The 25,950-nt window shown below is 73.3% G+C and carries 14 protein-coding genes; 2 read left to right on the top strand and 12 right to left on the bottom strand.

The features are described from left to right. The first annotated feature begins 1,049 nt into the window (after positions 1 to 1,049). Positions 1,050 to 2,066 (top strand): LAETG motif-containing sortase-dependent surface protein, encoded by a 1,017-nt coding sequence (locus AC27LF_RS18255; protein WP_479657065.1) that lies wholly within the window; start codon positions 1,050 to 1,052, stop codon positions 2,064 to 2,066. Positions 2,067 to 2,154: 88 nt separating this feature from the next. Here the strand turns inward: AC27LF_RS18255 and AC27LF_RS18250 are convergent, their stop codons facing one another. The 9 genes from AC27LF_RS18250 to AC27LF_RS18210 form a co-directional block, all read right to left on the bottom strand. Beyond that, a complete protein-coding gene (locus tag AC27LF_RS18250; protein ID WP_479657064.1) occupies positions 2,155 to 3,933 on the bottom strand; it encodes a GMC family oxidoreductase N-terminal domain-containing protein in 1,779 nt (592 codons plus the stop codon). A 203-nt stretch (positions 3,934 to 4,136) separates the two neighbouring features. Beyond that, positions 4,137 to 5,780 carry a succinic semialdehyde dehydrogenase gene (locus AC27LF_RS18245; RefSeq protein WP_479657063.1) on the bottom strand — a complete coding sequence of 548 codons (1,644 nt, stop codon included), beginning with the start codon at positions 5,778 to 5,780 and terminating at the stop codon, positions 4,137 to 4,139. A 104-nt stretch (positions 5,781 to 5,884) separates the two neighbouring features. Then, positions 5,885 to 7,129, bottom strand: coding sequence for a serine/threonine-protein kinase (locus AC27LF_RS18240; RefSeq protein ID WP_479657062.1), 1,245 nt, complete (start codon positions 7,127 to 7,129; stop codon positions 5,885 to 5,887). Positions 7,130 to 7,216: 87 nt separating this feature from the next. Next, complete coding sequence (locus AC27LF_RS18235; protein ID WP_479657061.1) at positions 7,217 to 8,896, bottom strand: serine/threonine-protein kinase; 1,680 nt, start codon at positions 8,894 to 8,896, stop codon at positions 7,217 to 7,219. A gap of 116 nt (positions 8,897 to 9,012) precedes the next feature. Continuing rightward, on the bottom strand, positions 9,013 to 10,674 hold the full coding sequence (locus AC27LF_RS18230) for a serine/threonine-protein kinase (RefSeq protein ID WP_479657060.1): 1,662 nt from the start codon (positions 10,672 to 10,674) through the stop codon (positions 9,013 to 9,015). A gap of 57 nt (positions 10,675 to 10,731) precedes the next feature. Then, positions 10,732 to 12,474, bottom strand: coding sequence for a serine/threonine-protein kinase (locus tag AC27LF_RS18225; protein ID WP_479657193.1), 1,743 nt, complete (start codon positions 12,472 to 12,474; stop codon positions 10,732 to 10,734). Between the two features lie 143 nt (positions 12,475 to 12,617). Further along, a complete protein-coding gene (locus AC27LF_RS18220; protein ID WP_479657059.1) occupies positions 12,618 to 15,380 on the bottom strand; it encodes a protein kinase in 2,763 nt (920 codons plus the stop codon). A 165-nt stretch (positions 15,381 to 15,545) separates the two neighbouring features. Further along, on the bottom strand, positions 15,546 to 17,702 hold the full coding sequence (locus AC27LF_RS18215) for a serine/threonine-protein kinase (protein ID WP_479657192.1): 2,157 nt from the start codon (positions 17,700 to 17,702) through the stop codon (positions 15,546 to 15,548). A 304-nt stretch (positions 17,703 to 18,006) separates the two neighbouring features. Then, a complete protein-coding gene (locus AC27LF_RS18210) occupies positions 18,007 to 19,713 on the bottom strand; it encodes a glycerol-3-phosphate dehydrogenase/oxidase (RefSeq protein ID WP_479657058.1) in 1,707 nt (568 codons plus the stop codon). Positions 19,714 to 19,996: 283 nt separating this feature from the next. On the opposite strand from AC27LF_RS18210, the gene AC27LF_RS18205 reads away from it, so the two are divergent. Further along, a complete protein-coding gene (locus tag AC27LF_RS18205) occupies positions 19,997 to 21,205 on the top strand; it encodes a nucleotide sugar dehydrogenase (RefSeq protein WP_479657057.1) in 1,209 nt (402 codons plus the stop codon). 932 nt (positions 21,206 to 22,137) lie between these two features. Here AC27LF_RS18205 and AC27LF_RS18200 read toward each other — a convergent pair. The 3 genes from AC27LF_RS18200 to AC27LF_RS18190 form a co-directional block, all read right to left on the bottom strand. Next, complete coding sequence (locus AC27LF_RS18200) at positions 22,138 to 23,262, bottom strand: GuaB3 family IMP dehydrogenase-related protein (RefSeq protein ID WP_479657056.1); 1,125 nt, start codon at positions 23,260 to 23,262, stop codon at positions 22,138 to 22,140. Positions 23,263 to 23,451: 189 nt separating this feature from the next. Continuing rightward, positions 23,452 to 24,954 carry an IMP dehydrogenase gene (guaB, locus tag AC27LF_RS18195; RefSeq protein ID WP_479657055.1) on the bottom strand — a complete coding sequence of 501 codons (1,503 nt, stop codon included), beginning with the start codon at positions 24,952 to 24,954 and terminating at the stop codon, positions 23,452 to 23,454. Positions 24,955 to 25,114: 160 nt separating this feature from the next. Further along, positions 25,115 to 25,702, bottom strand: a complete 588-nt coding sequence (locus AC27LF_RS18190; RefSeq protein WP_030641278.1) for a sigma-70 family RNA polymerase sigma factor — start codon at positions 25,700 to 25,702, stop codon at positions 25,115 to 25,117. Positions 25,703 to 25,950: the final 248 nt, after the last annotated feature.

The following is a 25,950-nucleotide window of genomic DNA, read 5'->3' as shown; positions in this document are numbered from 1 at the left end:
TGTCCGTGCCAGCCAGGGGCGGGCCGAAGAACCACGCGTGGCTCGCTGGAGCGATGAGGCGTACGGATCGTGCCGTGCGTCGTGGGACCTCGCTCCAGGGAAGTGACCGGACCGCAGGGGACAGCGGCCCGGTCACCCAGGAGAACCGGTCGGCTCCGGGGACGCCCGGAGCCGATCGGCGGAACCCCCAGGTCCCCAACAGACAACCGCACGGCGGCACGCGACCCCTCTGCCAGATCGTGACCATGCGCGCCCCGAGCGCGCCGGGGCGCCGGGGCGCCGGGGCGCCGACCGAAAGCATGAGGGCGCGGGGCTGACGGGAGGGCAGGCGGCGCAACCCCCTGGCGCCGCTCCCAGGCAGCGACGCGGCCGACGTCGGTACGGACAGAAGGGGCCCCGTCGGGGCCCTTTCCCGTGAGCCCGCGCCCCCTGAAACACGTCGCCTCTTCCTACTTGCGACCGGTGAGGAATCACACCGCCGCCCCCGACCCGTACCAGCCGCCGCGCGTGATCCACGACCGTCCGCGGGTCTGTCCCGGGCGGGGAGCCGCTGCCGCCCGTCAGACGTGGTGCGGGCAGTGGTCTTGCGTCGCCGCCCACGTCACATCACCCGCACGCGGCCCGCGCCCCAAGCCCACCCGCGCACATCCCCCGCCCACGCCCCAAGCCAACCCGGCTCGCGCCGCCCCCGCGGGGCTCGTGCGGGGCATCGTCGGCGCACGGCCCCGGTGGGTCACGGCGCGCGCCCGTTGGCCACGGCACCGGTAGTGGAGCGGTTGGGGGCGGGGGCCGGGCGGGCTCGTGGGGATCGGGGGCGCTCCCGGTGCGATTCGGTCGGTGTGACCCAGGACACATAAGAATTCTGTGAGAGCGCGCGCAACCTTTGGGTGATCTCGCTGATCAAACCAGCAGACACCGACGAGATCAAAAAGTTCACCAAAACCCAGCGACACCAGCACACCCAGGGACCCAACCCGCGCCCCACACGCGGAGCCCGCCACCCACACGGTGCCGCCCGCCAGCGGCACCCCGGACTCCACGAGGTCTTCATGAATCTTCGCCGTGCCATGGTGGCAGCGGCGGCGACGGCCGTCATAGCCCCGCTCGCCCTGCTGTCCGCACCCGCCGCGTTCGCGGAGGAGTCGACCTCGCCGAGCCCCACCGAGAGCGTGTCGAGCGAGCCCGCCGAGACGTCCAGCGACTCCGCCTCGCCGTCCGACACAGGGCTGCCGTCGGACAGCGCCGAGCCGAGCGACAGCACGTCGCCGAGCGAGACGCCCGCCCCGAGCGACAGCACGAGCCCGTCGACCTCGCCCGAGCCCTCCGAGTCGGGCGGCCCGACCGAGACCCCCTCGGACCCGGAGGCGCCGTACTGCGAAGACCTCGACGGCTCATACGGCGCCAAGGTGTCCGCGGACATCAAGGGCCTGCCCGGCAAGATCGTCGCGGGTGACGGCTTCCACCCGTTCAAGCTGGTCGTCACGAACGACTCCAAGGCCGACGTCGAGGACGTCTACTTCTACGCCGAGATCGAGAACTACGAGTTCGACGACGAGGCGAAGTACCTGAGCCCGTATGTGAACCTCCAGTTCAAGAACCCGGTGGACGGCTCCTGGGACCGCATCGGCGACGAGGACTGGGCCGGTGACGTCTTCTTCCGCGCGCAGCAGCTGAAGGCCGGCGCCAGCGAGTCCATCGACCTGCGCGTCAGCATCGACGCCAAGGCTCCCGCGGGCGACGCCTACTCCTTCGGCTCCGGCGCCTACCTCGACGACGTCGACGGCGAGTCCTGCGTCGCCGAGGGCTGGGCGATGTACGACTTCGAGGTTCTGAAGGCCGGTTCGCCGAACCCCGACCCCGGTTCCGCCACCCCGAGCGACAAGGGCGGCAAGGGCTCGGTGAAGAAGCCGCAGGGAGACCTCTCCTCCGTGCCGACCGGCAACCTCGCCGACACCGGTTCCGACTCCGCGCTGCCCATGATCGGCCTCGTCGGCGGTATCGCCGTCGTCGCCGGCGCGGGTGCGGTGTTCGCGGTGCGCCGCCGCAAGGCCGACGCGAACGCGTAAGGCCGGCGCGCGGGAAGACGAAAGAGAGGGAGCTGCGCTCGGAGGGGGGCGCAGGTCCCTCTCTTTCGTCTTCCCCGCCCACTCCCGTCTACGGCCTGGGCGGCATCGCCGGCATCCCGAGGAACGGCAGGCGCAGGGCACCGAAGGCGTCCGCGGGAACCGCGGGACTGCGCGGCGCCACCGGCTCCAGCCGCTCGTACGCGGCACCCTGCGCCGGACGCGGGTCGCTCTCGCCCTTGTTGGGCCAGTACGCCATCGCCCGCTCGGCCTGCGCGGTGATGGTGAGGGACGGGTTGACGCCGAGGTTCGCCGAGACCGCCGCGCCGTCCACCACCGAGATGCCGGGGTGCCCGTACAGCCGGTGGTACGGGTCGATGACACCCGTCTCGCGTGAGTCGCCGATCGGGCAGCCGCCGAGGAAGTGGGCGGTGAGCGGGGTGCCCATCAGCTCGCCGATGTTGCTGCCTGGAAAGCCGTTGATCTCCTCCGCCAGCGCGGACGCGGCCTCCGAGGCCGCCTTGATCTGCTTGGGGTTGGGCGCGCCGTGCCCCTGCCGGGCGGTGAGCAGCCCCTTGCCGACGCCGTCCGGTTTCAGGTACGTCGTCAGGGAGTTGTCCAGGGACTGCATCACCAGGCCGATGATGGTCCGCTCCGACCAGCGTCGGTAGGACAGGGACCGGACCAGCAGCCACGGGTGCCGGGCGGCGTTGGCCAGCCAGGCCAGGACGCGTGAGGAGCCCTCGGCGTAGGGGACCTGGAGGATCGCCAGACTGCCCATCGCGTTCGAGCCCTTGCCGTAGCGGACCGGCTCGATATGGGTGTCGGCGTCGGGGTGGATCGAGGACGTGATCGCCACGCCCCGGGTGAAGTCGGTCTTCGCTATGCCGTGTGCCGTGCGGTAGCGGCGGTCGTCGGTCTGCGCGCCCACCAGCGACTCGGAGTTGGTCCGGGTCAGCTCGCCCAACCGGTCCGAGAGGTACGGGAGTTGGCCGTGGGCCTTCATGCGGTGCAGCAGGGTCTGGGTGCCGTAGGTGCCGGCGGCCAGCACCACCCGGCGGGCCGTGAAGGTCCGGCCCGCGCGCTTTCCGCGGCGGTCGGTCGGCAGGGTGGCCACCGCGTAGCCGCCCCGCGAGTCGTCGGTGACGGACACGACCGTCGTCATCGGGTGCACCACCGCGCCGGCCCGTTCGGCGAGGTGGAGGTAGTTCTCGTTGAGGGTGTTCTTCGCGCCGTGCCGGCAGCCCGTCATGCACTCGCCGCACTCGGTGCAGGCCCGGCGGGCCGGTCCCGCGCCGCCGAAGTAGGGGTCCGCGACCTGCTCCCCCGGGCGTGCCTTCGCCTTGCCGTCCGCGTCCTCGCCGTCGCCGAAGAACACCCCGACGGGGGCCGGGTGGAAGGTGTCGCCCACGCCCATCCGCCGGGCCGCGGCCTTCAGGTGCACGTCGGAGGGTGTCATGGTCGGGTTGAGCCGTACGCCGAGCATGCGCCGGGCCTGGTCGTAGTACGGCGTCAACTCCTCCTGCCAGTCGGTGATGTCCTTCCACTGCGGGTCGTCGAAGAACGCCTTCGGCGGTACGTAGAGGGTGTTGGCGTAGTTCAGGGAGCCGCCGCCGACGCCCGCGCCGGCCAGCACCATGACATTGCCGAGCAGGTGGACGCGCTGGATGCCGTACATGCCGAGCCTGGGCGCCCAGAGGTAGTTCCTGAGGTCCCAGGAGTTCGCGGGGAGGGTGTCGCGGGTGAAGCGGCGGCCGGCTTCGAGGACGCCGACGCGGTACCCCTTCTCGGTCAGGCGCAGGGCGGTCACGGAACCGCCGAAGCCGGAACCGACGACGATGACGTCGTAGTCGTAGCTGTCCTGGGGCACGGGTTCTCCTCATCGAGTGGTGCGTGCGGGCTTCGGTGGCCGCTCGCGCGGCTCCCGTGCCCAGAAATCAGGTCGGCTCAGCAGACCCGGCGAAGCCCGTTGCGGTTCGGCAGAGCCCTGAAAGGGGCGCGGGGGACTGCGCGACCGGCCACGACGGTGCCGCAGACGACCGACGGCACATCGCGGCAGGTCCGGCGGGGCGCTCAGCGGAGCCGGAGGGCCTTCATGAGCCGCAGGCTCCCGCTCATGAACCTGGCGTACTTCTCGTCGTCCATCCCCAGCGACGGGGCCATCGGGAGCAGCCGCTGCTGGGCCACCGTCTGGGCCTCGGTGTACTTGAGGATGCCGTCGGAGCCGTGCCGACGGCCGAGGCCGGAGTCCTTCATGCCGCCCATCGGGGACTGGACGCTGCCGTACGCGGGCGCATAGCCCTCGTTGACGTTGACCGTGCCCGTGCGCAGACGTGCGGCGACGGCCCTGCCGCGCCGGCCGTCCTTCGTCCACACCGACGAGTTCAGGCCGTAGGGCGTGGAGTTGGCGTGCTCGACCGCCTCGTCCTCGGTCGTGAAGCGGTACACCGACACGACCGGTCCGAAGGTCTCCTCGGTGCAGACGGCCATGGGCGCCTCGACGCCGTCGAGGATGGTGGGTTCGAAGAAGTACGGGCCGATGTCCGGGCGGGCCACACCGCCGGCGATCACCTTCGCGCCCTTGGCGACGGCCTCCGTCACATGCCGTCGTACGGTCTCCAGCTGGCGTTCCCCGGCCAGGGAGCCCATGTCGGCGCCGTAGGCGAGGCTGGTGCCGAGCCGGATGGCCCTGGTGCGGGCGGCGAACCGGTCGAGGAAGGCGTCGGCGATCGACTCATGGACGTACAACCGCTCGATGGATACGCAGAGTTGACCGGCGGAGGAGAAGCAGGCGCGGACGGCGCCGGCGGCGGCCTTCTCGATGTCGGCGTCGGCGAGCACCAGCATGGCGTTCTTGCCGCCGAGTTCGAGGGAGACGCCGACCAGCCGGGCGGCGGCGCTCCGCGCCACCTCGCGCCCGGTGCGGGTGGAGCCGGTGAAGGAGACGTAGTCGGCGTGCCGGACGACCTCGGGGCCGACGACCGGGCCGTCGCCGAGGACCACCTGGAAGGCACCGGCGGGCAGCCCGGCCTCGATCAGCAGGTCGCGTGCCCACAGGGCGGTGAGGCAGGTCTCGGTGTCCGGCTTCATCACGAGCGCGTTGCCGGCGACGAGGGCGGGCAGCGCATCGCCGACCGACAGCTCCAGCGGATAGTTCCAGGGGGCGATCTGGCCCACGACCCCGCGCGGGTGGCGCAGTTCGGTGACCTTGGTCAGGGTGGGCACCGCGCCCGTGTGCCGCCTGGGCCTGAGGTAGGCGGGCGCCTTGCGGCCGTAGTGGCGGGCGGCGACGGCGACGGCCTGGACCTCCTCGTGGGCGTGCAGCCGCGCCTTGCCGGTCTCCAGCTGGATCAGGTCCAGGACCTCGGCCTGCCGTTCGAGCAGCAGGTCGTGGAAGCGCAGCAGCACGGCGGCCCGCTGCCGCACCGGGGTCCGCTCCCATACGGCCTGGGCGGCTCGGGCGGCCTGGAACGCCTTGCGCACGTCCTCGGGCGTGGACTGCGGCAGGTCGGCCAGCTTCTCGCCGGTGAACGGCGTGTGGTTGGCGGTGCGGCCAGAGCCGATGACGCCCTTGGTGAGCTGGGCGACCAGTTCCGGCGTGACCACGTCGGCGGCGGTCCGCGCGCCCTCGGGAGCGGGGGCGAGCGGGTTCGTGCCGGTGCCGGGCACGTCCGTGGGCCGTGCCGGAGCCTGTTCCTGGGCCTGCGAGTCGGTCATGAGCGGCAGGGTATTCCGGCGCGGAAACTTTGGGTACCCGTCGGTAACAGGGATTCACCGAGTGCTCACACGACGCCAGTGAACACTGGCGGTGAACGTGCTGATCAGGGCGTTGTGCCCAGGCGCCGGGCCGGTCCGAGGAGCGGGGCCGATGATCTGCGCGACGGCGTCGCCCTCACCTCCTGCCCGTCGCGCCGCCCCGCGCGCTCCCCTTCGGCGACCGCGCGCAGCACGGCGGCCACCTCGTCGGGCCCCGGCCGGTCCGCCGGTTCGTCGACCAGGAGCCGGGTGAGCAGGGGGCCGAGCGGACCGGCCCGGTCATAGCCGGGAGCCCCGGGCGCGGGAGCCCCGGCCAGGGGAGTCGCGGGTACGGCCGCGCCGGGTGCGGGAGCCCTGGGTGCGCTGGGTGCGCTGGATGCAATGGTGCCGATTGCGAGAGCGCCGGGCGCGGGGGCCCCGGATGCGGGAGCACCGGGCGCGGGAGCACCGGATGCGGGAGCACCGGATGCGGGCACGCCGGGCACGGGAGCCCCGGATACGAAAGCCCCGGATGCGGGCACGCCGGGCACGGGAGCCCCGGAGGCGGGCGCCCCGGGCACGGGAGCACCGGATACGGGCGCGCCGGGCGCGGGGACCCCGGAGGCGGGAGCCGGTGTGGGGTCGAAGGGCGAGTGGCCCTCGACGGCGACGTACAGCAGCACACCCAGGGACCACAGGTCGGAGGCGGGTCCTGCGCCCGGCCGGGACAGCCGCTCGGGGGCGAGGAAGTCACGCGGGCCGAGGGGGTCGGACGGCCCTGCCGACGGGCCGGGCGGATCCGCGGGGCCACCGCGCCCGGTGCCGAAGTCGGTGACGACGACGCGGCCGGTTCCGGACTCGATCAGGACGTTGGCCGGCTTGACGCCACGGTGCACGATGCCGACGGCGTGCGCGGCACGCAGCGCGCCGAGGACGGCGAGAGCGATCCGGGCGGCTTCGGCGGGCGGGACGGGCCCGCGGCGCAGCGCCGTACGCAGCGACTCGCCGCGCACCAACTCCATGACGATCCACGGGAGTCCGTCATCGAGCAGCACGTCCAGGACGGTCACGGCGGACGGATGGTCCACGCGCGCTGCGGCCCGGGCCTCATGGTGCACGCGGTGGGCGACCCGCGGGTCCGGCGGCTGCGACGGCGGCAGCAACAGCGGTTGCTTGACGGCGACTTCACGGTCGGTCGCCTCGTCGACGGCCCGCCACACCCGTCCGGTGGCGGCGCCGTCGGCCGTGGCATCGGCGCCGAGGCGCGCTGACAGCCGGTACCGGCCGCCTATCAGGCGCCCGCCGGCCGCGGGTGCACCGTCTTCACTCATGCCCCATCAGTACCGCGTCTGCGGCGTCCTTGTCGACGCGGGCCACCGCGCCACCCCGCCGCGATGGATCCCTCAACTCCCCCTGTTTCAGGGCTTGTCGACGGTCAGATGCGCGACGGCCGTGCCGGCCACCTCGCGGCCCCGGGCCGTGAAGTCGCCCTTGCCCGGATAGCCGATGGTGAGCTTGTACATGTCCCCGGCCGTGGTCCGGTAGTAGAAGACCCGCAGCTCGCGGGGGCGCGGGTTCTGACTGTCGGTCGTCGTGTAGGTGACCGTGTTCTGGGCCGCCGGCCTGCCGTGGAACTCGGCGTTGTCGTCCGGTCTCGTCGCCGGCCCCTCGGGCATGGAGAGGTTGTAGTCGCCGTCGTCCTTGAACTTCTCGTTGTCCGCGTACATCTGGGAGGCCGCGGAGCCCTTGATCTGACGCAGGGAGTCGTCGGACTTCCTGGACAGGCTCAGCCCGATCCAGACGGCGCCGCTCGGATCGTAGTACGTGACCCAGTTCTGGTCGGTGTCGCTCCTGCCCGGGTGAACGGCCTTGTACGCCGCCGGCACCGCCAGCGTCGCGCCCAGGTTCTTCTCCGCCCTCGTCTCCCAGTCCGCCGGGAGGGAGCCGCCGAACGGGTCGGCGAACAGCAGATACCCCGCCACCGCCGCGGCGGCCACAACCGGGCCGAGACCCCACCAGGTTCCGCGGCCCGGCCGGAAGCGGCGGCCGGCCGGGCCGGCGGCCGAGGGCGGCCCGGCGGGCACCGCGGCCGGGGGACGCGCGGCCGCCTCCAGCAGGGCGCGCACCCGGGCCGCGTCCGGACGGCGCGTGGGGTCCTTCTCCAGCAGCCCGCTCACGGCCTCGGCGAGCGGGCCGTGCGCGGCGGCGGGCGGGGCGGGGGTCGCGTTGAGTACCGACTGGAGCGTGGCGGCGGTGTTGCTGCGGCGGAAGGGCGAGACGCCCTCCGTGGCCGCGTACAGGACCACGCCGAGGGACCACAGGTCCGAGGCGGGCCCGGGGCGCCTGCCCAACACCCGTTCCGGCGCGATGTACTCGGGTGATCCGACGAAGCCGCCCGTGTCGGTCAGATTGGTCTCGCCCTCGATCTGCGCGATGCCGAAGTCGGTGAGGACGACCCGGTCGTGCCGGCCGAGCAGGACGTTGTCGGGCTTGACGTCACGGTGCAGCACGCCCGCCGCGTGGGCGGCCTCCAGCGCGCCGAGCACCTGGAGGCCGACCCGGGCCGCCTCCCGCGTGTCCAGGGTGCCCTCCCGGAGCGCGCTGCCCAGCGAACGCCCCCGCACCAGCTCCATCACGATCCACGGCCGGCCGTCGACGACCGCCACGTCATGGACGTTCACCACCGCCGGGTGGTCGAGACGGGCCGCCGCGCGCGCCTCGCGTCGCATCCGCTCGAAGGCGTTCGCGCGTTCCTGTTCGGGAAGATGCTCCGCGACCCGCGGCTCCTTCACCGCGACCTCACGGTCCACCGTCTCGTCCTTGGCCCGCCACACCGTGCCCATGCCGCCGTCACCGAGCTTCGACAACAGCCGGTAGCGCCCGGCTATCAGACGCCCCGCGCCGAGGTCCCGCGCGGGCTGTGGCGGCTCGGGCCGCGCCGACTCGGGCCGTGGCGATTCGGGCCATGGCGGCGCCAGTTGGGCCGGCGCCGCATACGGATTGTCCGGATGCGGCACGTGGGCGGGCGGGTTGGGCGGTTGCAGACCGAAACTCGTCGGCTCGTCGGCGCGCTGATGGGCTCCCCCGTTGCTGCTCATGCGTCCATCCATACCGCGCCACGCGGCGAAACAGCCACACTCGGCGCCAACCGGTCACAGACCCGTGACCCACCGGCTCCCCACGCATGGGTGGACGGCGTGCGTCGGGACCGGCGTCAGTCGCGTGCGAAGGTGTCGAGGGCCACGTCGAAGTGTGCGCGGGCCGTGCGGGTCTCGCCCACCGGCGCCGACACCCATACGTCGTACAGCCGGCCGTTCTCCTCCCAGCACAGGTCGTAGGTGTGCCGTGGCCCCTCCACCGCGCTGAAGCCGCTCCAGCTGAACTCCCAGAGCGCGGCCGGTCGTCCGCGGTGCGTGGCCTCGGTCACCCGGCCGTCGCGGTACCCGGGGTTGGTGCGCGGACCCTCGGCCGCCGCCCGGCGCAGCACCCCGAGCGGGCCGCCCGGCCCGGGTTCGGTGACCTTGATGCCGAGCCGGAAGGTCGCCCCCGGCGACAGATAGAAGACACGCTCGTCCTGCGGATCGCGGGTGAAACCCTCGGGCACGGCGAGGGAGAAGCCCGCGGGGTCCCGGGCGGTGCGATAGCCCGAGGGTGCCGGGCGGGCGCCCAAGGCGGTGGACGCGCCAGGCGAAGGCGACGCGCCCGCCGACGTCCCGGGCGCCGATGTCCCGGGCGCCGACGCGCCGGGCGCCGGTGTGCCGGGCGCCGGTGTGCCGGGCGCCGGTGTGCCCGGTGCCGTGCTCGCCGACGTGCCGGGCGCCGGACGCGTCGGTGCGCCACCGCCGTCGCCGTCACGGTTGATCAGCAGTGCCGCCGCCGAGATGCCGGCCCCGGCCATCGCCGCGACCAGCAGCGCCGCCACCAGCACGCGCCGCCGCGACAGCCGTAACGGCGTCCGGCCGGCCGGCACCGGCCCCGGCACGTCCCGCTGGGTCGGCGGATACGGGCCGGCCTGCCGCGACCCCTCGGCCGGCGGCGGCGTACGGCCGGTCTCCAGGAACGCGCGCAGCATCCGCTCCGCCTCGGCCGCCCCCAGCCGCCGGGCCGGGTCGCGTTCCAGCAGGCCCCGGATGACCGGAAGCAGCGGCTCGGCCTCGGCGGGCGGCCGGATCTCGGCGGCGACGACGGCGTGCAGGATGCCGCCGAGCGAGTCGCGCCGGAACGGCGACTCGCCGCTGAGCACCGCGCACAGCAGCGCGCCCAGCGACCACAGATCGGACGCGGGCCCGGCCCGGTTCCCGGACATCCGCTCGGGCGCGGTGTATTCGGGCGAACCGACGAAGGAGCCGGTCTCGGTGAGCGTGGTGGCGCCGGCGACCTGTGCGATGCCGAAGTCGGTGAGCACGACCCGGTCGGTGCCCGACTCGATCAGCACGTTGGCGGGTTTGAGGTCGCGGTGCAGCACGCCGGCCGCGTGCGCGGTGTGCAGCGCGCCGAGCAGGGCGATGCCGATGCGGGCGGCCTCGGCGGCGTCGACCGGTCCGCACCGCGCGATCCGCTCGGCGAGCGAGTCGCCGTCGATCAGCTCCATGACGATGCAGGAGCGTTCGTCGTCCTCCACGACGTCGTGCACGACGATGATGTGCGGATGGTGCAGTTGCGCCACCGCGCGTGCCTCGCGCAGGGTGCGCTCGCGGTGCAGCCGGGCGTCGTCGTCCGAGAGGGAGGCGTCCTGGGTGAGTTCCTTGACCGCGACCCGGCGTCCCAGCAGTTGGTCGGCCGCCCGCCACACCACGCCCATCCCGCCGCGCCCGAGCCGGGCCTCCAGGCGGTAACGGCCCGCGATCACACGGAAGGCGTCCCCCTCGGTCCCCATGGGCCCATCATGCCGCCCCGGACGCTCTGCTTCCGGGGCGTCGACCGGCCAAGCGTGTCAGCCCTCGGGCGGCTGCCAGCTCTGCAGCACCCAGGTGAACTGCCGGCTCGCCGTCGCCCAGTCCTCGGCGGGCGACGACATGTAGATCACGTACTCGACACCGTCACGGCCGATGTACGTCTCCTCGATGGCACGGCGCGGACCTGCGACGTACGGCGGGTCCTTGGCCAGCGCGGTCCAGGTGTACTCCCACAGCGCGCCCTTGCGGTCGCGGTAGGTGTTCTCCTCCATCGTCACCCGCTCGTAGTCCACCAGCCGCTGCAACTGCTGTTCCAGGTCCTGCTGGTGCTGGTGGGGGTCGGCGAAGTCCGGTGAGCCGTCGATGGAGATGCGGACGAAGTGCTTGCCGCCGTCGGGTGTGTAGTCGACCTGTTTCAGGTCGCCCTCTATGCCGTACACCTGTCGCTTCCAGCCCTCGGGCAGGGACAGGGTGAAGCCCAGCGGGTCGTTGACGCGCTGCCAGTCGGAGGGCACGGTCGCGTCCTCGGTGGGCGTGCCGCCGGGGCCGGCGGTGGCCGGGTCAGTGGCTCGGGTGGTGGCCGAGTCCGTGGGGTCGGGCGTGGTCACGTGCGCGTCGTCGTTCTGCCGTCCGCTGCCCAGCTCCTGCAGTGCCACCGCGGCGGCGCCGCCCACGACGGCGGCCAACGCGATCACGACCGCGAAGGTGCGCAGGCGGCGGCGCCGGGGCCGGGCGGGCGGCGCGGCCGGCGCGAGGGCCGTCGGCGCCGTGGACGGCACCGGCGAGGTCACCTGCGTCCCGTACGGGGCGGCGGTGGCGGAGCCGTACCCGGTGGACTCGGGCGGACCGTATCCGCTTGGCTCGGGCGGGCTGTACCCGGTGGACTCGGCCGGACCGTACCCGGTGGGCTCGGCCGGGTGGGACGCCACGTTCTGTGTCGGCACGAACGCCTGCGCCGCACCGGGCCGCCGCCCCTCCGCCGCCTCCGCGAGCAGCTGCTCCGTCTCCGCGGCGTCCGGCCGCTCCGCGGGGTCCTTGCGCAGCAGGGCGGTGATGACGGGGCCGAGCGGACCGGCGGACCCGGGCTCCTCGGCCTCGTCCTCGACGACCGCCTGCATGGTGCTCAGCGGTGAGGTGCGGCGGAACGGCGACCGGCCCTCCACCGCCGTGTACAGCGTGGCACCCAGCGCCCACAGGTCGGAGGCGGGGCCCGGGTCGTGGCCGCGCACCCGTTCCGGGGCGAGGTAGTCGACCGAGCCGACGACCTCTCCGGTGCGGGTGATGGTGGAGTCGCCCTCTATCTGGGCGATGCCGAAGTCGGTGAGCAGGACCCGGCCGTCCCGCCCGAGCAGCACGTTGCCCGGCTTGACGTCACGGTGCAGGACGCCGGCGGTGTGCGCGGCGCGCAGCGCCCGCAGCACCCACAACCCGATGCGCGCGGCCTCCTGCGGCTCGATGCGGCCCCGCTCCTTGACCGCGTCGGCCAGCGAGCTGCCCTCGACCAGCTCCATCACGATCCACGGGCGGCCGTCGTGTTCCAGCACGTCGTGCACGGTGACGACGGCGGAGTGGTTGATGCGGGCCGCCGCGCGGGCCTCGGCCCGGGTGCGGGCGAGCAGCACGGCCTGGTCGCTGTCGGAGACGTAGAACGCCGCCGTCAACTCCTTGATGGCGACCGCCCGGTGCAGCACCTCGTCGTGTGCGCGCCACACTCGGCCCATGCCCCCGGTGCCGATGGAGTCGACGAGCCGGTAGCGGCCCGCCACGAGCAGGCCCTGCATCTGATTCACGTTGCCCCGCAATGCTCTTGACAGGGTCAGACTAGGGACCGGCAGTCGTTCATGGAACGGGCGGGGTGCCAAGGAGACCGCACTGTGACGGTTTTCGCTTCCGCAAGCCCGCGGGAACCGAACGCGAAGCGGCGTCAGCGGGTGTACTGGTACGTCTGCGACGCCTGCTCGTACAGCCGTGTCACCTCGTCCCGTTCGGCCTCCGGGCCGCGCACCTGCACCACGTGGTAGCGGCCGTCGAGGAGCAGGGCGATATTGCGTACGAACAGGTCGCGCCCCTGGTCGTCGGTCCAGGTGAACTGACCCTCCGCCATGGTCCGGCCGCCCACCTCGATGGTCCGCAGCCCGGCGGCGGTGGCCCAGCTGGAGTCGCGGTAGGGCTGCAGTTCGCTCTCCTTGTCCCGCTGGTACACCATCGGGTCGCTGCCGTACTTGGCCGCGCTGTCCCGGCCCGGCACGACGACGAGCTGGAAGTCGCCGTGCGTGTAGAGCACCTGCCCGAGGCCGTTGCGGGGCGTGCGGTCCCAGCCGTCGGCGACGGCGATCCGGAAGCCCTCGGGGTCCTTGCGCAGCGTGAAGCCGTTGGCGGCGGAGGGTCCTTCGGTGGTCTGCGTCTCGGTGGAGGGCGCCGACGAGGTCTTCTCGGACGCGTCCGTCGAGGGCGCGGTGCTCGTCCCGCCCGAGGGCGCGGGTGCCTGGCTCACCTGGCCGGCGGCCCCGGTCCGTTCGCCGTCCGCCCCGTCGGTGCTGCCCGCCTTCGGCATGAACAGCACCGCGTACGCGATCGTGCCCGCCAGCAGGAGCAGGATCAGCAGAAGCAGGGTGCGTCCCAGGCGGCGTGGGGAGGCGGTCTCCTGCCGGGCCCGCTTGTGCCGCCCGTGCGCGCTGGTCGCGGGCAGTCCGGCACGCCGTCTGCGCACCAGTTCGCCGCGGCGCCGCACGATCGGCAGCCGCTTCGGGTCGGCGGGCGGCGCGGCGACCACATGCGTGCCGGCGTCCGGCTCGGGCGCGGACCGCACCAGGGAGCGCAGCCAGCCGCGCAGTTCCTCGAAGTCCGGCCGCTCGGTGGGGTCCTGACGCAGCAGCGACTCGACGACCGGACGCAGCGGCCCGCACTCCTCCGCGAAGGCGGGCGGCTCCGCGCACACCAACTGAACCAGTTCGGCGGTGGACTCCTCCGGATAGGGCGCATGTCCCTGTACGGCCCTGAACAGCAGCGCGCCGAGCGCCCACAGGTCGGTCGCGGGACCGATCGGGGCGGCCAGCTGCCAGTTCTCGTGCACCGGCCCGGCCTGCTCGGGTGCCCAGCGCTCGGTCACCGGTCCCACCACGGTCATCCGCACCTGCCGTGCCCGTTCCGCGGCGAGCGCGGTGGCGGGGCCCCGCCGGGCGGGTGCACCGGCGGCCGGCTCACCCCAGCGGGCGGACGGCGGGGTGTCGGCAACGGGCGGCACACCGGCGGGAGGCACCGGCGCACGACCGCCCTGCGGGGGCACGGTGGCGGCCGGGAGCGAGCGCCCGTCGGCGGCGGCCGGCGGCAGCGCGGGGGCGGGGCCGACCTGCGCGCCGGAGGCGTGCGCGGTCGCGCGGGTGGCGCCGGCCGGGGGGAGCGCCGTCCGCTGCCGGTCCTCGCCCGGTGCGCTCCTGGGGGACGCCCCGTGCCAGGGGGCGGCGCGCACGCCGTAGGGGTCGGCTATCTGTCCGGGGGGCGTGCTGCCGGGGCGTGGGTCCGCGCCCGGGCCAGGCGCGTACGGCGCCGGAACGGGGCCGCTTTCGCGGGCGGCGGCGCCGGGGTCGGCCTCGGTGGGCGGCCGGGCGCCGGGCAGCGCGGCCCGCCCGTTCTGCTGTGCCTCCTGCACCCGGGCGGCGGCGCGTGCGCCCGCCCGGTACGCGGCGATCGCCCCCGCGCGGGCGGCCCGGACGTCCCCGCCGCCCTCCAGCGCGGGGCGGCCCGGCGCCCCGGGCGTCACGGCTCCGTCCGCGCCCTCCGCGCCGGGCACCGGCCGGCCGCCCACGGCCCGCGCCTGGATCGCGGCACGCCGGGCTGTCTCCGGGTCCACGCCCTCCGGCGCCCCACCACCGACACCGTCACCGGGCGCGCCCACGACGCCTCCGGGGCGACCGGGCCGGCCGGCGCCGTAGCCGGGCACGCCGGGCGCCGCTGATCCGACCGGACCCACGGGGCCCCCTGGCCCGCCCGGCCCGCCGGGGCCTGCGGCGCCACCCGACCCGACGGGCCCGGCGAGACCCTGCGGACCGGCGCCCTCCGGCTCCTCCGGGGCCGGGACCGGGTCGTATCCGGACAGTGCCTCCTCGGCCGCGCCGACCGCGAGACCGGTCAGCATCACACGGCCGTCGTCGCAGACGAGGACCGTGCGGGCGGTGATGTTGCGGTGCACCCAGCCGTGCGCGTGCAGCACGCGCAGCGCCATCAGGACGTCGGAGGCGACCTCGGCGGCCCGGTACGGCGTCAGCGGATGCTCGGCCAGCAGCGCGGACAGCGGGCGCGCCGTCACACACTCGCTGACGATCCACAGCGAACCGCCCTCGGCGAACACGTCGAAGACCTGGTCGAGCCGCGGATGGTCGGGTATGCGGGCGGCGGCCTGCGCCGCCTCGACGGCACGTCGCACCGCCGGATCCGTGGGCCGCCGCGTCGCCGACCGGGCCGCCTGGGGCCGCCGCGAGCCGCGGTCACGGGCGGTGAAACCGTCGGGCAGCCCGTCCGCGTCCAGCACCTCCGCCTCGACGACCTCGGGCAACGGCACCTGCCTGACGAGGACTTCCTGCCCGCTGTAGGTGTCGAAGGCGCGGGTCTCGGTGAGTTCGTACTCGTCGGAGGGCGGCAGCGGCAGGCGGTAGCGGTCGGCGAGCACCCGACCCGCATAGTCGTCCACGTTGCCTCCCCCGGCAGCCCTGTCGGTCAATTCGGTTCGCCTTACGGCCCGTTCGGCAGGCGTTCCTGGATGCGTACGGTCCGCGAACCCTCACGATACGTGCCGGAGGCAACCCGCATTGAGGGCTTGACCGTATTGTCACGCCCCGAAACCCGGACCGCTGCCTCACGCCTTGGGTTGGAAGGACCGCGTCAGCGTCTTCCAGGTGCCCTTGCGCAACTCGCCGTCCCACTGCGCGGACTTCGCGGTGTACATCAGCGCGTAACCGACCCGCCCGTCGATGACGAAGCCGCGGTCGATGGTCCGGTACTTCGTGCCGCCGTCGGTGTAGGTGAACTCCCAGTCGGCCGTGTTCCAGCCGCGGTAGTCCACCTGCTCTATCCGGATCCGCTGGTACTGCGGACGCACCATGTAGCGCTCCTGGCTCTTCCAGTCCGCCACCGGGTCGTCCTTGGGCGTGCTGGTCCAGGCCACGAGAAGCTTCTGCCCGTCGGGCCCGGTGAACCGGTCCCCCGCCGCGTCCGAGGACCCGTACTTCCAGCCCTCGGGCAGCCCGATCGAGTACCCCTGGCGCCCTTTGTGTGTCTGCGCCGCGGGCGCACCGCTGCTGCCACTGGAGTTCGACTCGCCGGAGCCGCCGTCGCCGGACGCGCTCGCGCTGGGCTCGCTCCCCGCCCCGGACGCGGAGCCCGTCGCGGGGTCCGTCGCCGCGCCCGTACCGGAAGAGGCCGAGGTCTCGCCGTCCGTGCGGGTGCCGCCGTCCTTGTCCTGCTTGGTGCCGGCGCTCGCGCCCGCGCTCGCCACCGGCTTGCCGCCGCCGTCCGCGGCGCCGTTGGAGCCGTTGTCGTCGCCGAGGGTGAGGGCCAGCACCGTGCCGACCACCGCGAGCACCAGGACCACCGCGATGATCACCAGCGTCCGCTTCGGCACCACGTCCGTGAGCGGCGCCCGGGGCGCGGGCCGCGGCGGCAGATCCGGCGGCGGCACCACGGGCCACCCGGAACTCGGCTTCGCCGCACCCGACTTGATCGCATCCGACGTGGTCGCACTCGACTGCGCCGCACCCGACGGCGCGCCCGCCCCCGGAGCCGCCGCGCCGGCCGCGGCCGACGGAGAAGCGGCCCCGGACGCCCCCGCTGAGCCGGCACCAACAGCCCCGCTGCCGCTTGCGCCCGCACCGACGGCACCCGCACCAACAGGACCCGCACCGCCGGAGGCCGGGGACTCGCCCGCGCCCGCCCCCGCGCCCGCCCCCGTGCCCGCCGCCGTGCCGCCCGCGCTCGGGGCCGTCCGGCTCGCCGCCCCGGCCGTGGCCACCCCCGCGGCCTTGCGCACGGAACGCAGCGCCCCGCGCAGCTTCTCCGCGGCCTCCTCGCCCCGCTTGCCACCGCCCGCGGCGGCCCGGTCCGCGGACCCGCCGGGCTGCGCCGGCAGCGGTACGACCCGTGTGGCGTCCATCGCCTCCGGCTCGGGCGCGTGGATCACCGCGTTGAGCATGGCCCGGGCACCCGCGTCGTCCAGCCGCTGGGCGGCGTCCTTGGTGAGCAGCCCGTGGATGACGTCCCTGAGGGGTCCCGCGTTCTTGGGCTCCTCCAGGGGCTCGGTCATCACCGCGGTCAGCGTCGCGATGGCCGACCCCTTGTCGTACGGCGGGACGCCCTCCACCGCCGCGTACAGCAGGCCGCCGAGCGACCACAGGTCGGCCGCCGGGCCCGGCTTGTGCCCGCGGGCCCGCTCAGGGGAGATGTAGGAGGGCGCGCCGACGAGCATGCCGGTGGAGGTGATGGACGGGTCGCCCTCGACCTGGGCGATGCCGAAGTCGGTGAGCACGACCCGGCCGTCCTCGGCGATCAGCACGTTGGACGGCTTCACATCGCGGTGCAGGATGCCTTCGCGGTGCGCCGAGCGCAGCACGTCGAGGATCGCGAGCCCGACCTCCGCCGCACGCTTGGGCTCCAGCAGGCCGTCCTCCCGGATGACCTCGGCGAGGGACTTGCCCTCCACCAGTTCCATCACGATCCAGGGCCGGTCGTCCTCGTCGACCACGTCGAAGACGGTGACCGCGCTGTTGTTGCGGATCCGTGCGATCGCCTTGGCCTCGCGCAGGGTCCGCGTGATCAGGCGCCGCTTCTCCTCCTCGTCGATGTTCGACGGGAACCGCAGCTCCTTGACGGCGACGGTCCGGCCCAGGGTCTCGTCCTCGGCCCGCCACACCGTACCCATGCCGCCGCGGCCGAGCACTTCTCCCAACCGGTACCGCCCGGCGAGGAGACGTCCGCTCTTGTCCTGACGGGATGTCCCCGCCCGCTCCGCCTCCGACATGCGTCCCCTCATGCAACCCGCCCTGACAGAGCCTCCATTGTCCCTCACCCGACAAGTGCCCGACGCCCAGGGTGCCCCTCCTGATGCCCCGGGTCCCGCGCTCCTCCCTCCCGTTCCTTGCGATTCCTCCCCCTGCCGCCATGCCCCCGGCCCTCCGCGCCGGGACGGGGCGCGACGGCGGAACCGAGCCGCGAACCCGCCCCGCTCCCGGCCGACTTCCGCCCTCGCACCTGTTGAAACGGACGGGCCGCACACGGAGATCCCGGCTCACCACACCCGTTCGAGTGAAGTCGCCCCGGCCGGCTCAGAGCGGCACGATGTCCGGCGCCCCCAGCCGCGCCGCGTCCGCGGTGAGGTCGTCGGGCTGCAACTGGGACTCCCGCTCGGCCTCCACCCGCTTCTCGTAGTGCTCGACCTCACGCTCGATCTGGTCCTTGTCCCAGCCGAGGACCGCCGCCATGAGTCCGGCGGCCTCACGGGCGCTGCGCGTACCGCGGTCGAAGGTCTCGATGGAGATCCTGGTCCGGCGGGTCAGCACATCGTCCAGGTGCCGCGCGCCCTCGTGCGTGGCGGCGTACACGACTTCGGCGCGCAGATAGTCGTCGGCGCCCTGCAGGGGGTCGCCCAGCGAGGGGTCGGCGGCGACCAGGTCCAGGACCTCCTCCGCCATCGAGCCGTACCGGTTGAGCAGGTGTTCCACGCGCACCACGTGCAGCCCGGTGCGGGCGGCGATCCGCGCCCGCGCGTTCCACCTCGCCCCGTAGCCCTCCGCGCCCAGCAGCGGGACGTCCTCGGTGACACACTCGGCGACCCGCATGTCCAGGCCGTGCACCGCCTCGTCCACCGCGTCCTTCGCCATGACCCGGTACGTCGTGTACTTGCCGCCGGCGACCACGACGAGTCCCGGCGCCGGGTGCGCCACCGTGTGCTCGCGCGACAGCTTGCTGGTCGCGTCGGACTCGCCGGCGAGCAGCGGGCGCAGTCCCGCGTACACGCCCTGGACGTCGTCGCGGGAGAGCGGCACCGAGAGCACCGAGTTGACGTGCTCCAGCAGGTAGTCGATGTCCGCGCTGGACGCGGCCGGGTGGGCCTTGTCCAGGTCCCAGTCGGTGTCGGTCGTGCCGACGATCCAGTGCCGCCCCCACGGTATGACGAACAGGACGGACTTCTCCGTGCGCAGGATCAGCCCGGTCGTCGAGTGGATGCGGTCCTTGGGCACGACCAGGTGGATGCCCTTGGATGCGCGGACGTGGAACTGTCCCCGCTCCCCCACCATCGCCTGCGTGTCGTCGGTCCACACACCGGTGGCGTTGACGACCTGCTTGGCGTGGATCTCGTACTCCCCGCCCGCCTCCACGTCCTGCACCCGGACGCCGACCACCCGCTCGCCCTCGCGCAGGAAGGAGGTCACCCGCGCGCGGTTGGCGGCCTGCGCGCCGTACGACACCGCGGTCCGCACGAGGGTGGCGACATAACGGGCGTCGTCCACCTGGGCGTCGTAGTACTGGAGGGCGCCGACCAGGGCGTCCTTGCGCAGTGCGGGGGCGACGCGCAGGGCCTGACGTCGGCTCAGGTGCCGGTGCATGGGCAGGCCACGGCCGTGGCCGCGTGCCATCGACATGGCGTCGTAGAGCGCGACGCCCGAACCGGCGTACAACCGCTCCCAGCCCTTGTGCTGGAGCGGGTAGAGGAACGGCACGGGCTTGACCAGGTGCGGCGCGAGGCGTTCCAGCAGCAGGCCGCGCTCCTTCAGCGCCTCGCGGACGAGCGCGAAGTCCAGCATCTCCAGATAGCGCAGGCCGCCGTGGATCAGCTTGCTGGACCTGCTGGACGTGCCCGACGCCCAGTCGCGCGCCTCGACCAGGCCGGTGGACAGACCGCGGGTGACCGCGTCCAGCGCGGTGCCCGCGCCCACCACTCCGCCGCCCACCACCAATATGTCCAGCTCGCGCTCGGCCATGCGCGCCAGTGACTCCGCGCGCTGCGCCGGCCCCAGTGCCGCTGTCCTCACCGCTGCCTCCCGCTGTCGGTCGCGTCGGCCGCACCCGGTGGGCGAAGCCCGGTTCGTCCCCTCCTCATGCCCAAATTCTGACCGGCTTGCCCGACTTCAGCCACCACTCGCCCCCAGCCTGTGGACAACGACCGCGTGGCCAGCGGAAGACCACCGCAAGACACAAGAACACAATCCCACATCACGGTCATATTTACTCCTAGTGTGACATTGCGCTCGCCCGTCCTGTCCACCGGGCTTGCGCACCTGTCCCGCTTCGGCTACTGGGAAGGACGGCCCACGCATGCCCGCAGACCTCGCCGTCATCGGACTCGGCCCCTACGGCCTGCCCCTCGCCCAGGCAGCCGTCGCCGCCGGCATCCCCACGCTCGGCTACGCCACCGGGCCCGAGACCGGCTCGCTCAGCCCCGCCGAACTGCGCCGGATGCTCTCGGGGGGCTTCCGGCCCGCCACCGACCCGGCCGGGCTCGGCCGGGTGCGCACCGCGGTGATCTGCGCGCCCACCCCACGGGGCGTGGACGGCGGGCTCGACCTGAGCCAGGTGGAGTCCGCCGCCCGCACCCTGGCGGCCCGGCTGCGCCCGCACACCACGGTGATCCTGGAGTCGCCGGTGCACCCGGGCACCACCGAGGACTTCCTGCGGCCCCTCCTTGAGAAGGGCTCGGGGCTGCGCGCGGGCCGCGACTTCCACCTCGCCTACGCGCCCAGCCGTGTCGACCCCGGCAACCGTGACCACACCCCGGCCAACACGCCCAAGGTCATCGGCGGCCTCACCCCGGCCTGCACCGAATCCGCCGCGGCGTTCTACGCACGGCTGACCGACAAGGTGGTACGCGCGCGTGGACCGCGCGAGGCGGAGACGGTGCAACTGCTGGAGACGAACTTCCGGCACGTCAACATCGCCCTGGTCAACGAAATGGCCGTCGTGTGCCATGACTTGGGCGTGGACCTGTGGGACGTCATCCGCTGCGCGGAGACCAAGCCGTTCGGCTTCCAGGCGTTCCGGCCCGGCCCCGGCGTCGGCGGCCACGGCGTCCCGCAGGACCTGACCGGCCACGCCGGCCGCCCGCTGCGCATGGTCGAACTGGCCCAGCAGGTCAACGGCCGCATGCCCCGGTACGTCGTCCAGCGAGCCGCCGTCCTCCTCAACGAGCACGGCAAATCGGCACGCGGCGCGCGCGTGCTCCTGCTGGGCGTCACCTACAAGGCCGACCTCGCCGACCAGCAGGGCACCCCGGCCCACGAGGTCGCGATCCGGCTGATGGAACTGGGCGCCTCCGTCAGCTACCACGACCCCCACATCGCGTCCTGGAGCGTCCTGGACCGCCCGGTCCCGCGCGCCGACTCCCTGTACGAGGCCGCGGCCGACGCCGACCTCACGATCCTCCTCCAGCAGCACCGCACGTACGACATGCAGGGCCTGTCGGTGAAGGCTCAACTGCTGCTGGACACACGGGGCGCCACACCCACGGGAGCGGCGCACCGGTTGTGAGGGGGGCGCACGCGGCGGGGGCTCACTCCAGAGCCGGTGGCACAGGGCGCCGGCCGACGGGTAGCGTACGAAATCGGGTGGAGCCCCACCGTAGCGGCCAACCGCAACGGGCTCCTGACCGGTTCACGGGTGTCCGCCCCTACGTCTCATGGGGGCGGCCGCTCACCCCGGTCGTAAAGGGTGAAGCCCACCGCAGCGGGCACTGCAGCGGGCTCCTGACCGGTTCACGGGTGTCCGCCCCTAGCTCTCATGGGGGCGGCCGCTCACCCCGGTCGTAAAGGGTGGAGCCCACCGCAGAGGCCACTGCAGCGGGCTCCTGACCGGTTCACGGGTGTCCGCCCCTAGTCCTCATGGGGGCGGCCGCTCACCGGCCGTAAATCCGCAAGATCCACCTCCTCCGGAACCGGACCGCCCCACAGCGGATCCGGTACCGTACAAAAGGGTGGAGCCCACCGCAGAGGGCTACTGCAGCGGGCTCCTGACCGGTTTACGGGTGTCCGCCCCTAATTCTCCTGGGGGCGGCCGCTCACCGGCCGTAAATCCGCAAGATCCACCTCCTCCGGAACTTCACCAGCCGAAGCCGAATGCGGTCCCAGCGGGTGGGCTTGCGGTGACGGCCCATGGGCGCGCCCCCTTCCACGATGCCGCCCAGAGGCCCGGTAGGGCGGTCCGTCGGAATTCGGGCCGGGCCCCGAGGGCGGGGTCCGGACCGTGTCCTTGGAAGGGGGCGCCCCAGAGAACGGGGTCGCCGATCACTGACGCTACCTGCTCGGTTCGCCCGTTCAGCCCATATTCGCCCCGAACGCAACCGCGCGCCCCGCACACACAACGCGCGCCCCCGCCGAGCCACTTGGGCACACAGAAGGGCTCGGCCACCCCCACTAGGAGCGGCCGAGCCCTTGCCGGCGCCTCAGGTCGAGCGCGGTGTCAGCTCACCGCCGGTGCTGCGAGTCCGCCACGGTGACCTCCACCCGCTGGAACTCCTTCAGCTCGCTGTAACCGGTGGTCGCCATGGCCCGGCGCAGGGCGCCGAAGAAGTTCATCGAACCGTCGGGGCTGTGGGACGGGCCGGTGAGGATCTCCTCGATCGTGCCCACCGTGCCGAGGTCGACCTTCTGGCCGCGCGGCAGTTCCTCGTTGACCGCCTCCATGCCCCAGTGGTGGCCCCTGCCGGGGGCATCGGTGGCGCGGGCCAGCGGGGAGCCCATCATCACCGAGTCCGCGCCGCAGGCGATCGCCTTGGGCAGGTCCCCGGACCAGCCGACACCGCCGTCCGCGATCACATGCACATACCGGCCGCCGGACTCGTCCATGTAGTCCCGGCGCGCGGCGGCCACGTCCGCGACCGCCGTGGCCATCGGCACCTGGATGCCGAGCACATTGCGCGTGGTGTGCGCGGCGCCGCCGCCGAAGCCGACCAGCACACCGGCCGCGCCGGTGCGCATCAGATGCAGGGCCGCCGTGTAGGTGGCACAGCCGCCGACGATCACCGGGACGTCCAGCTCGTAGATGAACTGCTTCAGGTTCAGCGGCTCGTGCGAGGAGGACACATGCTCCGCGGAGACCGTCGTACCGCGGATGACGAAGATGTCGACGCCCGCGTCCACCACCGCCTTGGAGAACTGGGCGGTGCGCTGCGGGGACAGCGCGGCGGCCGTGACCACGCCCGAGTCACGCACCTCCTTGATGCGCGCGCCGATCAGCTCCTCCTGGATGGGGGCCGCGTAGACCTCCTGGAGCCGCCGCGTCGCCGCCTCGGCGGGCAGGGCGGCGATCTCGTCCAGCAGCGGCTGCGGGTCCTCGTACCGCGTCCACAGCCCCTCCAGGTTCAGCACGCCCAGGCCGCCCAACTCGCCGATGCGGATCGCGGTGGCCGGGGAGACGACGGAGTCCATGGGGGCGGCCAGGAAGGGCAGCTCGAAGCGGTAGGCGTCGATCTGCCAGGCGATCGAGACCTCCTTCGGGTCCCGCGTACGGCGGCTCGGTACGACGGCGATGTCGTCGAAGGCGTACGCCCGGCGGCCGCGCTTGCCGCGCCCGATCTCGATCTCAGTCACGTCTGTGGCCTTTCCCTGATGCGTTCAGCGTCTTCCAGTATCGCCGACGGGCCGCACACCGCCCCCGCTCAGGTGGCCGGGCACCGCCCGCTCCCGGACACGGCGGGGGCCAGGCACGACAAGGGCGGCCCCGGAAGATCCGGGGCCGCCCTCGGGACGTCCGTCACGCGCGGCGCACGCGCGCGTGGGTCACTGCTGGCTGTAGTTGGGCGCCTCGACCGTCATCTGGATGTCGTGCGGGTGGCTCTCCTTGAGGCCCGCGGAGGTGATCCGGACGAAGCGGCCCTTGGACTCCATCTCCTCGATGGTGGCCGCGCCCACATAGCCCATGGTCTGGCGCAGGCCGCCGACCAGTTGGTGCAGCACATTGGCCAGCGGGCCGCGGTAGGGGACCTGGCCCTCGACGCCCTCGGGCACGAGCTTGTCGTCGGAGGCGACGTCGGCCTGGAAGTAGCGGTCCTTCGAGTACGAGCGGGCCTGGCCGCGGGACTGCATGGCGCCCAGCGAACCCATGCCGCGGTACGACTTGAACTGCTTGCCGTTGATGAACAGCAACTCCCCGGGCGACTCCTCGCAGCCCGCGAGGAGACTGCCCAGCATCACCGTGTCGGCGCCGGCGGCCAGTGCCTTGCCGATGTCGCCGGAGTACTGCAGACCGCCGTCGCCGATCAGCGGGACACCGGCCGGACGGGCCGCGAGGGACGCCTCGTAGATGGCGGTGACCTGCGGCACGCCGATGCCGGCCACCACGCGGGTCGTGCAGATCGAACCGGGGCCCACGCCCACCTTGATCCCGTCGACACCGGCGTCGATGAGGGCCTGCGCGCCGTCCCGGGTGGCGACGTTGCCGCCCACCACGTCGACGGAAACACTCGACTTGATCTTCGACATCCAGCTGAGGGCGTTGCTGTTGTGACCGTGCGAGGTGTCGACGACCAGGAAGTCCACGCCGACCTCGGCGAGTGCCTGGGCACGCTCCAGGGCCTCGGGGCTGGCGCCGACCGCGGCGCCGACGAGCAGCCGCCCCTCGGCGTCCTTGGCCGCGTTCGGGTACTGCTCGGCCTTGACGAAGTCCTTGACCGTGATGAGGCCCTTGAGCACGCCCTCGTCATCGACCAGCGGAAGCTTTTCGATCTTGTGCTGGCGCAGCAGCGCCATCGCCTCGACCCCGGAGATGCCGACCCTGCCGGTGACCAGCGGCATCGGCGTCATGACCTCGCGGACCCGACGCGAGCGGTCGCTCTCGAAGGCCATGTCCCGGTTGGTGACGATGCCGAGCAGCCGGCCCTGCGGGTCGGTGACGGGGACGCCGCTGATCCGGAACTTGGCGCACAGGGCGTCGGCATCGGCGAGGGTGGCCTCCGGGCGCACCGTGATCGGGTCGCTGACCATGCCGGACTCGGACCGCTTGACCAGGTCGACCTGGTTGACCTGGTCCTCGACGGAGAGATTGCGGTGCAGCACGCCGACGCCGCCGAGCCGGGCCATCGCGATCGCCATGCGGGACTCGGTCACCTTGTCCATCGCCGCCGACAGCAGCGGGATGTTGACCCGGACGTTGCGGGAGATGCGGGACGAGGTGTCGACCGCGCCCGGGAGTACATCGGATGCGCCCGGCAGCAGCAGCACGTCGTCGTAGGTCAGCCCGAGTGTCGCGAATTTACCGGGCACTCCGTCGACGTTCGCAGTCATGACACCTTCCCCAATGGCCTTGATCGGTGCGGATGTCCATGCTAACGGGAAGCGTGGCCGTCCCATTCCACGGTTTCCACGGTCCGGGGCGGCCCCGGGCTTCGTATGTTCGTACGGACCGTGCGTCCGGCCCGTTCAGACACTGGCCCCCGGCCGCCGGCTACTGCTCGGCCAGCGCCCGCAGGCGGCTGAGCGCCCTGTGCTGCGCCACCCGTACCGCACCGGGTGACATTCCCAACATCTGACCGGTCTCCTCCGCGGTCAAGCCCACCGCGATCCGCAGCAGCAGCAGCTCGCGCTGGTTCTCCGGGAGGTTGGCCAGCAGCTTCTTCGCCCACTCGGCGTCGCTGCTGAGCAGGGCCCGCTCCTCGGGGCCCAGGGAGTCGTCCGGGCGCTCGGGCATCTCGTCGGAGGGTACGGCCGTGGAGCCCGGGTGGCGCATCGCGGCCCGCTGAAGGTCGGCGACCTTGTGCGAGGCGATGGCGAAGACGAACGCCTCGAAGGGGCGGCCGGTGTCCCGGTAGCGGGGCAGCGCGAGGAGGACGGCGACACAGACCTCCTGCGCCAGGTCCTCGACGAAGTGACGCGCGTCGCCGGGGAGCCGGGACAGCCGGGTGCGGCAGTAGCGCAGCGCCAGTGGGTGGACATGGGCGAGCAGGTCGTGCGTGGCCTGCTCGTCCCCGTCGACGGCGCGATGCACGAGCGCACCGATCGCCCCATGGGCCGTGCCCGCCTCGTCGTCGCGCATCGGACCATGGTGCCCTGTGGCCGTCCGGTCCGTCGCATCGTGCTGATGGTTGTGCACCGAAGCGTTATGAGCAGGTGCGCCGGCACTCATCTCCTGCGCCCTCCCCTTCCGCTCGACCGACTCGTCCCCGAGAGACTCCACACCTCAAGGATGCGGCATCCGCGGCGAAACGAGCAGCGGGCACCCGCCGGACGGTGCCGCCCGGACCGGTGTCCGCGCCCCCGAGGGGGCGCGGGGAACCGCGTGAC

It is taken from the genome of Streptomyces diversicolor, from assembly GCF_057537855.1.
The sequence above is the reverse complement of the archived record's forward strand: the minus strand, read 5'-3'. Positions and strand labels throughout refer to the sequence as shown.

Excerpts from the sequence above, each read along its gene's own strand:
- AC27LF_RS18240 (WP_479657062.1), bottom strand. The coding sequence starts at position 7,129 with ATGAGTGAAGACGGTGCACCCGCGGCCGGCGGGCGCCTGATAGGCGGC.
- AC27LF_RS18190 (WP_030641278.1), bottom strand. The coding sequence starts at position 25,702 with ATGCGCGACGACGAGGCGGGCACGGCCCATGGGGCGATCGGTGCGCTC.
- AC27LF_RS18255 (WP_479657065.1), top strand. The coding sequence starts at position 1,050 with ATGAATCTTCGCCGTGCCATGGTGGCAGCGGCGGCGACGGCCGTCATA.
- AC27LF_RS18225 (WP_479657193.1), bottom strand. The coding sequence starts at position 12,474 with ATGCAGGGCCTGCTCGTGGCGGGCCGCTACCGGCTCGTCGACTCCATC.
- AC27LF_RS18230 (WP_479657060.1), bottom strand. The coding sequence starts at position 10,674 with ATGGGGACCGAGGGGGACGCCTTCCGTGTGATCGCGGGCCGTTACCGC.
- AC27LF_RS18245 (WP_479657063.1), bottom strand. The coding sequence starts at position 5,780 with ATGACCGACTCGCAGGCCCAGGAACAGGCTCCGGCACGGCCCACGGAC.
- AC27LF_RS18215 (WP_479657192.1), bottom strand. The coding sequence starts at position 17,702 with ATGTCGGAGGCGGAGCGGGCGGGGACATCCCGTCAGGACAAGAGCGGA.
- AC27LF_RS18235 (WP_479657061.1), bottom strand. The coding sequence starts at position 8,896 with ATGAGCAGCAACGGGGGAGCCCATCAGCGCGCCGACGAGCCGACGAGT.
- AC27LF_RS18205 (WP_479657057.1), top strand. The coding sequence starts at position 19,997 with ATGCCCGCAGACCTCGCCGTCATCGGACTCGGCCCCTACGGCCTGCCC.
- guaB (WP_479657055.1), bottom strand. The coding sequence starts at position 24,954 with ATGACTGCGAACGTCGACGGAGTGCCCGGTAAATTCGCGACACTCGGG.